Genomic DNA, 13196 nt, shown 5'->3' with positions numbered 1-13196 from the left:
CTAAATAAGTCTGCATGATTTTGAAAGCAGCTCTTAAATTTATTTAATACTTAAGTCCTGTTATTTAAGATAAAGCAGAATTTAAGATAAATCAGCACTTAAGCACCCGATAGTCCGATTGGTTATCGGGTGTTGTTGTCATAATGAATGGCATGATTAAATACAAGCCAGTGTAAACATAAGATAAGCGTGAGCACAAAATTTGCGCTAATCATTGCTTTAGAAAACTTATCTAAATCTAGAACATAGCTAAACATAAAACATTGCCAAATCTAAAAGACAGTCATTAGCTGTCACCAGTTATAAGCTGGATTGTAAATTAAGGAACGTAAGATGCGATTTATTGATGAAGCCGTCGTAACGGTAAAAGCAGGTGACGGTGGTAATGGAATCGCCAGTTTTCGCCGAGAAAAATACGTCCCACGCGGTGGCCCTGATGGCGGTGACGGCGGTCAAGGCGGTGACGTTTATGTCATTGCAGAGGATAACACAAACACCCTAGTTGACTATCGCTACACGCGTCGCTATGACGCCATGCGCGGTGAGAATGGTCATAGCAGAAACTGTTCAGGCAAGGGCTCTGATACTGTTTTCTTACCAGTACCTATTGGTACGACGATAGTCGATACTGAAACAGATGAAGTGTTGGGTGATTTGGTTGAACTTGGTCAGACTTTACTGATTGCTAAAGGTGGCGACGGTGGTTTGGGTAATACCCATTTCAAAAGTTCTACTAACCAAGCACCACGTAAAGCCACTTCAGGCTTTGAAGGTGAGCTAAAAGTCCTTAAGTTTGAGCTAAAAGTCGTGGCTGATGTTGGCTTAGTTGGCCTGCCTAATGCAGGAAAATCTACTTTTATTCGCCAAGTATCAGCTGCTAGACCAAAGGTTGCTGACTACCCATTTACTACCCTAGTGCCAAATCTAGGTGTGGTTGATATTGGTCGTCATCGCTCATTTGTCATGGCTGATATTCCAGGTTTAATTGAAGGTGCCTCTGAAGGCGCTGGTCTTGGTATTCGTTTCTTAAAGCACGTTGCACGTACGCGTCGTCTGTTACATATAGTCGATGTAAAGCCTATCGATGGCACAGATCCAGTTAATAATGCGCGTATCATTTTGAATGAGCTTGAGCGTTTTTCACCTGAATTGGCTAATTTACCGCAGATTTTGGTATTAAACAAAATCGATCAGGTGGCTGATGAAGATTTAAATGAGCTGTGTACACATATTGTGGCTGAGCTTGGCTGGACAGGTATTGTTTTTCGTACCGCCACACTTACCGGCGAAGGCGTTGATCCTATTAAGTATCACTTGATGAATGAGATTGAGCGTGAGCGTGAGCGTGAAATCGAAGATCCTATCTTTGCTGAGGCGCAAAAAGAACGCTTTGAGCGCTTAGAAGTAGAAGTACGTCTCAATACGGAAGCACAGCGAGAAGCCTATCGTGCGGCTCGCAGAGCACAACGTGAAGGTACTGATTTGCCTGACGATGACAGTTTTGATGGTGAAGGCTTTGACGACGATGATGAAGATGGCGTTGAAGTGGTTTATGCCCCTTAAAGTAGTTGATGTATGTACGTTTTTTTAGTTGAATCCCCGTAATTAATTTACCCTAGCAACAGGAGTTTATATGGCAGTTGGCATAGAGAACACGATAGAAGCAAGGTTCGTTGAGCAAGCTCGCAACTTTGATATTCAGCGCGTCATTGTCAAGATTGGCTCATCGTTATTAACCAATAATGGTCGAGGGCTCGATCGCACTGCCATTTACGAATGGGCAAAGCAGATCGCTAAACTTCATAAGAATGGGGTTGAAGTACTGCTGGTATCTTCAGGTGCCGTTGCTGAAGGTGTGGTTCGTATGAATCTTGATGAGCGTCCCAAAAAACTAGCAGCATTACAAGCCTGTGCGTCTATCGGTCAGATGGGTTTGATTGAAACATGGTGGTCAGCATTGATCCAACATGGCATTCAAAGCTCGCAGTTGCTGTTGACCCATGATGACTTGTCTAACCGTAGCCGTTATCTCAATACTACAAGCGCACTGACGCAACTATTAGAGTGGCGCGTGTTACCAGTAATTAATGAAAACGATACCATTACCATTGATGAGATAAAATTCGGTGATAATGATACTTTAGGTGCGATGGCAGCGGCGATGGTCAATGCTGACTTATATATTATCTTAACCGATCAAGAAGGTGTTTTTACCGACAACCCACGTCACAATCCTCATGCAAAAATGATTCGTCAAGAGCGTGCTATGGCTGATTATTTGTTTGATATCGCAGGAGATGGCGGCAAGCTCGGGCGCGGTGGTATGCTGACCAAAATTCGTGCTGGTCGCCTTGCTGCTATGGGTGGCTGTCCGACGGTTATTGTGAGTGGCGCTATCGATGATGTGATCACCCGTGTAGTCTCAGGCGAAGCCGTTGGTACTTTGTTGACCACTAACGATGAAGATAAAATCATTGCTCGCAAGCAATGGCTGGCTGCGCATTTACGTATGTCAGGCTCTTTGATTGTCGATGCCGGTGCTGCGAAAGCTGTAGTTACACATCACAAAAGCTTGCTACCAGTTGGCGTAGCAGAAGTACGCGGTGATTTTGATGAAGGCGATGTGGTTGAAATTGTCCATCAAGATACGGGCGAGCGTATAGCAGTCGGTCAAGTCAACTTCTCCTCTCGTGATGCGCGCCGTGTTGCTCGTGAGCGTACTGAGCAGTTCGACAGAATTCTTGGTAATAATGAAGAACGTGTGGTCATGGTACACCGTGATAATTTAGCATTGACGATGTAGCACAATTTATTATTTATTGAACTATATGAGTATTTATTGATCTATAAATATTTCGATAATAAGTATTCTGCTATTCTTTTTTTTAACGTAATTTATCCAGTATTGTATGCCTTTTTGTGACATACAATGCTGCTTTGGAGATTTGTAAATGAGTGCTTCAGACAATAATAATGCGCTTGAGCAAAACTTTGCGCCATTTGCGCCTTTAAAAAACGACAGATTGTTACGGGCGCTACGTTTTGAGCCGATAGATACCACACCTGTGTGGATGATGCGCCAAGCCGGTCGTTATTTGCCAGAGTATAAAGCTACCCGTGCTGAAGCAGGTGACTTTATGAGCCTGTGTAAAGATACTGCTCGTGCGACTGAAGTTACTCTGCAACCATTACGTCGTTATGATTTAGACGCGGCTATTTTATTCAGTGATATTTTGACCATCCCTGATGCGATGGGATTGGGTTTATATTTTGAAGCGGGTGAAGGACCAAAATTTAAATATCCTATCCGCAATCAAGCAGATTTAGATAGATTGCCTGTACTTGATGTCAATGATTCTCTTGATTATGTGATGCGTGCGGTCACTAGCATTCGTAAAGCACTAAATGGACAAGTACCATTATTTGGTTTTTCTGGCAGTCCGTGGACGCTTGCCACCTACATGATTGAAGGCGGCAGCTCAAAAGATTATCGTTATACCAAAGGATTTTTATATAGTAATCCTGAGTTCTTACATCAGTTACTAGATAAATTAGCGACGTCTGTTATTGACTATTTAGATGCCCAAGTTGTCGCTGGCGCACAGATATTACAAATATTTGATAGCTGGGGCGGGGCGCTTGGTCATCGTCAGTTTATTGATTTCTCTCATACCTATAATAAGCGCATTGTTGCTGAGCTAAAAGTACGCCATCCTGACATACCAGTGGTATTATTTACCAAAGGTGGTGGACTATGGCTTGATATTCAAGCGGATAGCGAAGCTGATGCTTTAGGTTTAGACTGGACCATGCCGCTAGATCGTGCCCGTCAAGTATTGACCGAAAGTCAGCGTCAGTTGACTAAGCAGCATAAAAAGCTACAAAGTAGCAAAGCCATTCAGGGTAACTTGGATCCGGCCACACTATACGGTTCACCTGCAACTATCCGTGCTGAAGTAAATGCGATGCTCGATAGCGCTTATGCTAATGGCGAGAAAACAGGTTATGTGGCAAACTTAGGTCATGGTATTACCCAGTGGGTCAATCCCGATAATGCCAAAGTATTTATCGATGCGGTACATGATTATAAAATTTAGAAACTGTCTTTAGATTGTTGAATATTTTTAAGTAATTTAAATTCAGCATCTAGCGATATATATCAAGTATTAAGTGAGTGACATAAAAAGGGATATCTTATGATTTCAGCAGCGATTGTCGGTGGCACAGGTTATACGGGTATTGAGCTGATTCGCTTATTATCCGCCCATCCTGAGGTATCTATTGATTTACTCACCTCGCGTAGCGAAGCGGGTACTCGCGCTGATGAGATATTCCCAAGTTTACGCGGTATATCAGACATTGTTTTTAGTGATTTAGGTGATGATACGCTGGCGACATTACAAAAATGTGACGTGGTATTTTTTGCAACACCACATGGCGTCGCGATGAAGCAAGCAGAAGCGCTGACTCAAGCAGGCGTAAAAGTCATTGATTTGGCGGCAGATTTTCGTTTGCAGTCATTGGCTGATTTTGAACACTGGTATCAGCAGTCGCATGCTTGCCCTGAGCTACTAAAAACAGCGGTTTATGGCTTACCTGAGATTAATCGTGACAAAATTGCGAATGCTTTGGTCGTTGGTAATCCTGGTTGCTATCCAACCACAGCTATTTTGGGCTTAAAACCCATTATAGATACACAGAATCAGCAGGCAAAACAGCTCATTGAGTCACGTATCGTCATCGATGCAAAATCTGGTGTGTCTGGGGCTGGTCGCCAAGCAAGTATCGCGCTTAATTATGCTGAAGCCACAGACAATTTTAAGGCGTATAGCGTTGAAGGTCATCGTCATTTGCCAGAGATTGAACAAGGCGTCGCGCAGTTATTAGAAAGCCGTTTTGCCCATCGTATTCGTTTTTTACCCCATCTTGTACCGATGATACGTGGGATGCTGAGCTCTATTCATATGGAGCTTACTGAGGCAGGTACTGCCATTGATTGGCAACCAGTATTTGAGAAAAGCTATGCGTCAGAGCCGTTTATTGATGTGATGCCAAAAGGGTTGTATCCAGATACCCGTAGTGTGCGTGCTAGTAATCGCTTACGTATTGCTGTCCATCAAGACAATGAGCGTGCTGAATTGACTGTGATTGTCGTTCAAGATAACTTGGTAAAAGGTGCAGCTGGGCAAGCGGTACAAAATATGAATGTGATGTTCGGTTTTGATGAAACGCAGGGCTTGAACTTTGCGCCCATCATTCCTTAACAGATGTTTATTAATAATTAAATCATTCCTATTTATGGTGCTAGGTATTGATTATAAATTCCGCTATAATAACCTGCCTTTCCTGTTAAGAGATATCGTCTAGATGCGTTTTAAGAGAGTACTACGCTTTTGCTCACAGCCAGCACATACAATGTGCCAAGACTCTGTTTCCTATGATTTGGAGCGTAGTTCGTATATCTCTTATCGTCACCAAAATTGCCATAACCAAAATAACCTTATAAAAAATTATCCTATAAATAGCCCGAGCCTTGGTAATACACAACAAGGTGCTTCTACCGTAGTGTTGGCGTTATTTGTGGTTGCGATATTGGTAACAGCGATCGTTGGATTATTATTTGGTCACAAAATTGGTTATCAGCGTGGCTATCATTCGATGCAAACTGAAACCAAGCAGGCGGTCATTACTGGTAAAGAGGCAACGCAAGAGCTTAAAGATTTACGTATCAGTAATAAAATAGCGACCAATGAAGCCGCTACAGCCAAACAAGAGCTAGAAATAAGTTTGGCTAATTTAAAAGAGTTGCGCGACAATCAACAAGCGCTAACCGTTGAAAATAAACAAGTGGCGCAGCTTAATGAAATCTATGCTGAGCTTCTGAGTGAAAAAGGTGGCATGCCTTTACAGATACTTGGCGCAAAGATTGAACCACTGCCTGAAAATGCCTTTGAATATGGTTTTGATGTCGGCATGCTTGCAAGTGATGGCAAAGCCAAGCGTTTAAATCCAACACTGACATTGCTTAACAACGATGATTTTGTAGAAGTGCCATTAGACCCAGCAAGTTATGCCATTGAAGGTGTTGCTCGTATTCGTGGTCGCTTTACGATGCCTTCAGGCTTTAAACCTTTACAAGCAAAGCTGAGCCTAAAAGCTGGTGGGCAGGAAGTAGAACAGTTGTATGATTGGAAGCTGGGGAATAAGGTCGATAATATGCCCTTATCACTTTTAGACTTAGCAGAGGTTGATGAAAGCCCGATTGAACCTTAGTAATGGTTCACACCTGATAGAAATATGCCTCGCGGGATTCCAGTCATCTCTCTTAAGCTTATTTAATTCTGCTGTAACTATACTTATTCATTAAACCTACTTATTCATTTGTATTCTAATTATGATAAAACAAACAATATTACCAGCGACGCCAATCACTTCAGATTGGCATTTTCCTAGTATGCCCCTACATTTTTCCCAAGATGGTGAGCCAGAAGGTGAAACATCGCCGCAGGCTGATGTTTTGGTAGCGGAGCCAGAAGTGGCTAAGCCACCAATGTATGCAGTGGTGATGTACAACGACAATTATACCCCGATGGAGTTTGTCGTCCATATTTTGCAGTCTGAATTCCGTCATAGTATGGATTCGGCCGTTGAGATTATGCTAAATATTCATAATACAAGCAAAGGTATTGCTGGGATTTATCCTAAAGATATTGCTGAAACTAAAGCTAAAAAAGTCAACAGCCTTGCTCATCGTGAAGGTTATCCGCTGCTGACTCAAATTGAGCCACATCAAGGCGAGTAGTTGCTTTTTATATTACTTTAATATCTTTTTTGCTTTGAATTCCTCCATTTTCTATGGGTAATATTTAACTACGCAGTACTTTTTTTAGAGCAATTTCAATTAACTATTAAACTTGCTCTAAAGAACTATCTTTTTCCAAATCTTGTCAATTATTATCTTCTAAGTCTTATCTTCTAAATCTGTGCTTACTTTCTTGTTTGACACTTGATTTTTACCTCATACCGCCCTATATATTAAAGTACACTCCTATATATTGAACTGAATGCTACCTCCTGTTTACTTCGATATTTAAATTGACTGTCCAGAGTCGTTTATTAAAAACTCTACGCTAACAGCTGCTATTCAGTACTCTTTTTTTTACTGCTTCGTTTTTTAGTATGATGCCAATTTTCACTCTACCATTGGGCTATCCGAATCGCTCAATAGTCTTTATCGCTGTTAGATGAATAATATCCTTTCCTAATCGCATCTTTCCAAAAAATGTTCACACCATACTTCGATACATTTTAGTACGCGTTATTAGATTGACTATGCTTGAGTATCATGTTGAGATAAAGAGAAGTAAAAATAATATCCGATTCATGAAAGTCGTCATTTAATAATCTCTCTGAATAATACTAATATTGCCCTTGAACAATCTATCTATCGCCCTGATTTACTTACTAACTCATTCATAAAGCTATCAATTATAAAGATAGGCACAACCGTAGGAAGTCCTTATGTTAAGTCGTCATCTTGAAGTCTCTTTGCGTTTAGCAATGACACTTGCGCGCCAAAAATCGCATGAGTATCTCACTGTTGAACATCTATTACTGGCATTATTAGAAAACACTCACGCTGCCAATACGTTGACGGCCTGTAATGCGAATGTCTCAGCATTGCGTAGCGAACTTGAAGCTTACATCAATAAGCATACACCAACAGTCGATGCCGATACGGAGCAATCACCGCAGCCGACCCAAAGCTTTGATCGTATCCTGCAACGTGCCATTTTTCATGTGCAGTCTATCGGTGGTGGTCGCTTAGTGGAAGGTTCAGATATTTTGGTCTCTATGTTCTCAGAACATGATACTTATGCAGTTTATTTACTCAAAAAGCAGGGCATCAGCCGTCTTGAGCTGACCCAATACTTATCGCATGGTCAAGATAAAGATGAGCCATCTGAGCCGCGTGCTTCTATGACTGGAGAGCGCCGTAGTGCCTCAGAGAAAACCAGTAAAGATCCATTGGTTGAGTTTGCGTCAAACTTAAATCAACGAGCAGCGGAAGGTAAGACCGATCCACTTATTGGGCGCGGTCCTGAAATTGAGCGTGCAGCGCAAGTACTTTGTCGCCGCCGCAAAAACAATCCATTATTGGTCGGCGAGCCCGGTGTTGGTAAAACTTCCATCGCTGAAGGGTTGGCGTGGCTCATTATCAATGATAAAGCACCAAAGCCATTGAATGGTTGTGTGATTTATAGCCTTGATATTGGTTCATTGATTGCCGGCACTAAATATCGCGGTGACTTTGAAAAACGTATGAAGTCGCTGCTTGATGCACTAAAGAAAAAGCCAAATGCCATTTTATTTATTGATGAGATTCATATGATTATTGGCGCAGGTTCGTCAATGAGCAGTAATATGGACGTGTCAAACTTGATTAAGCCGGCACTTGCTAATGGTGAACTGCGTTGTATTGGTTCAACAACCTTTACCGAGTATCGCCAGGTATTTGAAAAAGATCATGCATTATCACGTCGTTTTCAAAAAATTGATGTGAAAGAGCCAAGTGTGGATGACACTATCGATATTTTACGAGGTCTTAAACCGCGCTATGAAGAGTTCCATAATGTCGAATATACCGATGAAGCGTTGGTCACCGCCGTAAAACTATCAGCCAAACACATTCATGAGCGCTTTTTGCCAGATAAGGCAATTGACGTCATTGATGAAGCAGGTGCTTATAAGCGCTTAGGTATCGTAGCCGATGCAGAAGATATCGAAGCAGAAGAAAGCTTTATTGCTGATATAGAGAAAGACTTTGATGCGCAAATTGATACTGATGAAGAAGGTATTGATAATTTTGACGATATTGATAGTGAGTCTGCTAATGACACTGTCAATGAGATGCAAGATGAAGCAAATATTGCGAAAGAAAATGATCGGTCGAAATCTACTGATCACAAAAAATCAAAAGCGAAGCGCGCACCGATAAAAATCGATGTGGCAGATATCGAAGCCATTGTTGCTAAGCTTGCGCGTATTCCACCCAAGTCCGTATCTAGTGATGATAAGAGCATTCTTCAGCATTTAGATCGTGACCTTAAGCATTTAGTGTTTGGGCAGGATGAAGCTATTGCGACCCTTGCTGATGCGATTAAATTATCACGTGCTGGTCTAAAAGCACCAGATAAGCCTATTGGTTCATTTATGTTTGCTGGACCTACAGGGGTTGGTAAAACAGAAGTATCACGTCAGCTGGCAAAATTGCTAGGCGTTGAATTAGTACGCTTTGATATGTCAGAGTATATGGAATCGCATACTGCTTCACGTTTGATTGGTGCGCCACCAGGCTATGTTGGTTACGATCAAGGCGGTTTGCTCACTGAAAAAATTAATCAGCATCCGCATTGCGTATTGTTGTTTGATGAGATAGAAAAAGCGCATCCAGATGTTTTTAACTTGTTACTACAAGTAATGGATCACGGTACATTGACGGATAATAATGGTCGAGTTGCTATTTTTAAGCAAGTCATTGTTATCATGACTACTAACGTTGGTGCTGATAGTATTAGCCGCTCTTCTATGGGCTTTACCCAGCAAGATCATAGTCGTGACAATACTGAATCGCTCAAACGCGTTTTTACCCCTGAGTTCCGTAACCGTCTTGACGCAATCATTCAATTCAACCCGTTGGATACGTCAGTCGTTGTGTCAGTAGTTGATAAGTTCTTGGTTGAGCTACAAGTACAGCTTGATGATAAGCAAGTAACTTTAGAGATTGATGATGAAGTACGTGATTACTTGGCTGACAAAGGTTATGACCGTCTAATGGGTGCGCGTCCAATGCAGCGTTTGATTCAAGATGAGATTAAAAAACCATTGGCAGGTATGATTTTATTTGGTGACTTGGTTAATGGCGGGGTAGTGCATTTAACTTTGGAGCCAGAAGCATCAGATGGTGAGGCTGTGAAGCTTGATAAGTCTTCAGACAAAGGTTCAGCAGACAGTCGTATAATATTGACAGTCGTTGAAACCCATGAGCCACGTCCAGACTCTGAATCATTAGCAAGCTAAGTTTTCTAATAGCAATAAAAAAACGGTTACCCTATTACTGTGGTAGCCGTTTTTTTATTGCTATAATTTATACTACAGTCAGCCTAATACTTGCTAATATCAACTTTAAGATGAGTCATAAAATATTATCATAAGTTTTTTATCTATCTTATAACAAATAAAATAGGACCTATTATGGAATTATTCGATGTACAACCGACAAAGACAGCGGCGCAAAAGCAAGTCATTTTAGATAATGTTCGTCTACCGGAAGATTGGAAAAATGCGTTAGCAGAAGAATTAACCTCTGATAATATGGATAATCTACGTGCTTTTTTAAAGGGTGCTTATCAATCAGATGAAAGTATCTATCCACCGGCACCGCTGATGTTTAATGCTTTTAATTTGACGCCTTTATCGCAGGTAAAAGTCGTTATTCTAGGGCAAGATCCTTATCATCGTCCAGGACAAGCAATGGGGCTATCGTTTTCTGTCCCCAAAGCCATTCCGAAACCGCCGTCACTAAATAACGTGCTCAAAGAAATGGCAGATGATATTGGTACCAGTTACTCAGCGCATGGGGATTTAAGTTATTGGGCGCAGCAAGGCGTATTGTTGCTCAATAGTTCATTGACCGTAAGAGAAGGCGAGCCAAATAGCCATCAAAATAATGGCTGGGAGCAGTTTACCGATGCTGTGATTGCTGTGATTAATGAGCAAACAGAGCATACCGTATTTATTTTGTGGGGTAGTAAAGCTCAGAAAAAGGGCAAGTATATCAACACGGAAAAACATCTTATTTTAACGGCTGTACATCCATCGCCACTAGCAGCTAACCGTGGTGGTTTTTTTGGTTCTAAGCCTTTTTCAAAAACCAATGATTATTTGGTGCAGTATGGTCAAACGCCTATTGACTGGCAGTTACCACAATAAATGATTAATTTTCTAGATATTAATTTATCAACTGGCTATTTATCACCTTATCAGTTAATAAATAGCCAGTTGATGAACAGTTCGCTAATAGGTGAACAGATTCAAGCTAGCAGATTTTGGTCAGTTGAAGATGTCAAATGGATGCAACAAGCACTTAAACTTGCAAAACAAGGCGCTGAGTGTGGGGAAGTGCCAGTAGGAGCGCTATTGGTACATAACCAGCAGATTATCGGGCAGGGATTTAACGAACCGATTGGACGCCATGATGCGACCGCTCATGCCGAGATAGTCGCCTTAAGAGAGGCTTGCACGCGTCTAAAGAATTATCGCTTGCCGTTACAGACGACTTTGTATGTGACTTTAGAGCCTTGTACTATGTGTGTGGGCGCGCTTATTCATGCGCGTGTGGATCGCCTAGTGTATGCAGCACATGAACCAAGAGCGGGCATGGTTGGCAGTCAAATGAACTTGGCTGAGCAGCCTTTTTATAATCATCATATACAAGCTCATAAAGGTTTATGTAGCGAGCATAGCAGCAAAATGCTAAAGACGTTTTTTCGTCAGCGTCGATATGCGGCAAAAAACAAAGGTAATATTAGCAATTAACAAGATATCAGTCTTGCTGCTAGTGATAGGTCGCTTTGTTTGCTATAATATCGCCCTATTTGCTTGTTAATAGATTGTCATGCGTATAAATATTTGATAAACAAGCAGAATTTGTTTTATTTGTGCTGCTATTATTATTTATTTCTTTATAAAAAATGCCGACTATTAAGTGAGTGTTATGACAGTTTCTATCTCTGATGCTAACTATAATAGTGGAATGCGGTCATTACGCTATCCTGTTATTTGTATTGATGGGCCAAGTGGCGCAGGCAAGGGAACGGTTACATGGCGCTTAGCACAAGCTTTAGGCTATCAGCTGCTTGACTCGGGTGCGTTATATCGTATCGTTGGACTCAAGGCGTTTGAAGCTGGATTGATTACTGCAGATGCCAGCCAAGTTATTGATGAGCTGGCTGTATTAGCGTTAACGCAAAGCTTAGAGATTGCTTTTGTACCTAACAATGATTCAGGACGTGTTGATATTGTTGTAAATGGTGAGGCAGTAGGTGAGCAAGTTCGTAACGAGACTGTTGGCGGTTATGCATCGCAGATAGCGGTGTTTCCAAAAGTTCGCCAAGCATTGCTAAAGCTGCAACAAGATATGGCAAGCCGTTCAGGATTGGTTGCTGATGGTCGCGATATGGGTACAGTGGTGTTCCCAGACGCTGACGTTAAGGTGTTTTTGACTGCCAGTGCTGAAGCGCGTGCCCAGCGCCGTGTAACGCAGTTACTGAATGCGGGACAAACAGCGGATTTTGAAGCGATTTTAGTAACGATTAAAGCCCGTGATGATCGTGATGAAAACCGTACGACAGCACCATCGAAGCCTGCAGAAGATGCGCTAGTATTAGATAGCTCTCACTTAGATGCTGATGCGGTTTATGAGCTAGTAAAGAGACATTGTCAGGCAAAAGGTATTTGTTTTAATAGCTAATAAAAACAAGTTAGTAAGTATGAAAAGGTTTCCTATAAGCTTGATTTTAGTATAAAATTACAGTAGTAGATGCCAATCCTATTCATGGGATAATAAAAGAGCCTCTATAAAGATGTAAATTAATAAGTATAACGTATTTTAATAGAAGACAGTTGTTGCTAGTGAGCTTGATAAATCATTCGCTTATTAGCAACAAACGTTTTTATATATGGCTGCATAGGATATAAAACCAGTATTCTCGTTTTATGCAATCATACATTTGATCCGTACTGTGCTGGACAGGATACGGCTATACAAAGGTAGACATAATGGAATCATTTGCTGAACTATTTGAAGCGAGCATCGAAGAAACAGGTCTGGATATCGAGCGTGGCTCGGTTATCACCGGTACTGTTGTCGCCATCGATAACGACTGGATTACTGTCGATACTGGTCTGAAATCTGAAGGTATTGTCGCTCGTGAAGAGTTTTTAAGCGAAGAAGGCGAACTTGAAGTTGAAGTTGGCGATACAGTAGACGTCGTGGTTGAAGCGGTTGATAACGGTATGGGTCAAACCTTACTGTCACGTGAAAAAGCCAAACGCGTTGAGACTTGGAATTTCCTTGAAAAAATCTCTGACAACGATGAGATTGTAAAAGGTATTATTTCTAGCAAAGTAAAAGG

General features: G+C 41.5%; 11 protein-coding genes. All 11 read left to right on the top strand.

The window, feature by feature from the left end; translation table 11 throughout:
* The first annotated feature begins 333 nt into the window (after window positions 1–333).
* A complete protein-coding gene (gene cgtA, locus WAZ74_RS05095) occupies window positions 334–1563 on the top strand; it encodes an Obg family GTPase CgtA (RefSeq protein WP_422306465.1) in 1230 nt (409 codons plus the stop codon).
* A 70-nt stretch (window positions 1564–1633) separates the two neighbouring features.
* Entirely contained in the window at window positions 1634–2803 is a 1170-nt protein-coding gene (gene proB, locus WAZ74_RS05090; RefSeq protein ID WP_422306463.1) for a glutamate 5-kinase, read from the top strand.
* A gap of 148 nt (window positions 2804–2951) precedes the next feature.
* Complete coding sequence (gene hemE / locus WAZ74_RS05085) at window positions 2952–4097, top strand: uroporphyrinogen decarboxylase (RefSeq protein WP_422306461.1); 1146 nt, start codon at window positions 2952–2954, stop codon at window positions 4095–4097.
* Window positions 4098–4196: 99 nt separating this feature from the next.
* Window positions 4197–5264, top strand: coding sequence for an N-acetyl-gamma-glutamyl-phosphate reductase (gene argC / locus WAZ74_RS05080; protein ID WP_422306459.1), 1068 nt, complete (start codon window positions 4197–4199; stop codon window positions 5262–5264).
* A 151-nt stretch (window positions 5265–5415) separates the two neighbouring features.
* A complete protein-coding gene (locus WAZ74_RS05075; protein WP_422306457.1) occupies window positions 5416–6273 on the top strand; it encodes a hypothetical protein in 858 nt (285 codons plus the stop codon).
* A 121-nt stretch (window positions 6274–6394) separates the two neighbouring features.
* Window positions 6395–6802 carry an ATP-dependent Clp protease adaptor ClpS gene (locus WAZ74_RS05070; protein WP_422306455.1) on the top strand — a complete coding sequence of 136 codons (408 nt, stop codon included), beginning with the start codon at window positions 6395–6397 and terminating at the stop codon, window positions 6800–6802.
* A 719-nt stretch (window positions 6803–7521) separates the two neighbouring features.
* Window positions 7522–10080 carry an ATP-dependent Clp protease ATP-binding subunit ClpA gene (gene clpA / locus WAZ74_RS05065; protein ID WP_422306453.1) on the top strand — a complete coding sequence of 853 codons (2559 nt, stop codon included), beginning with the start codon at window positions 7522–7524 and terminating at the stop codon, window positions 10078–10080.
* 174 nt (window positions 10081–10254) lie between these two features.
* Window positions 10255–10992, top strand: coding sequence for a uracil-DNA glycosylase (locus WAZ74_RS05060; protein WP_422306451.1), 738 nt, complete (start codon window positions 10255–10257; stop codon window positions 10990–10992).
* Window positions 10993–11598 carry a tRNA adenosine(34) deaminase TadA gene (gene tadA / locus WAZ74_RS05055; RefSeq protein WP_422306449.1) on the top strand — a complete coding sequence of 202 codons (606 nt, stop codon included), beginning with the start codon at window positions 10993–10995 and terminating at the stop codon, window positions 11596–11598.
* Between the two features lie 178 nt (window positions 11599–11776).
* The gene (gene cmk / locus WAZ74_RS05050; RefSeq protein WP_422306447.1) at window positions 11777–12532 is read left to right on the top strand and encodes a (d)CMP kinase; all 756 of its coding nucleotides are present in this window, start codon (window positions 11777–11779) and stop codon (window positions 12530–12532) included.
* A gap of 305 nt (window positions 12533–12837) precedes the next feature.
* Window positions 12838–13196: S1 RNA-binding domain-containing protein (locus tag WAZ74_RS05045; protein ID WP_422306483.1), on the top strand; the 359-nt coding region annotated here is incomplete at its 3' end.

Origin of the sequence: Psychrobacter sp. (assembly GCF_049295055.1) — a bacterium.
In the GTDB taxonomy this organism is placed as follows: domain Bacteria; phylum Pseudomonadota; class Gammaproteobacteria; order Pseudomonadales; family Moraxellaceae; genus Psychrobacter.
This window is presented reverse-complemented; position numbering and strand designations above follow the sequence as displayed.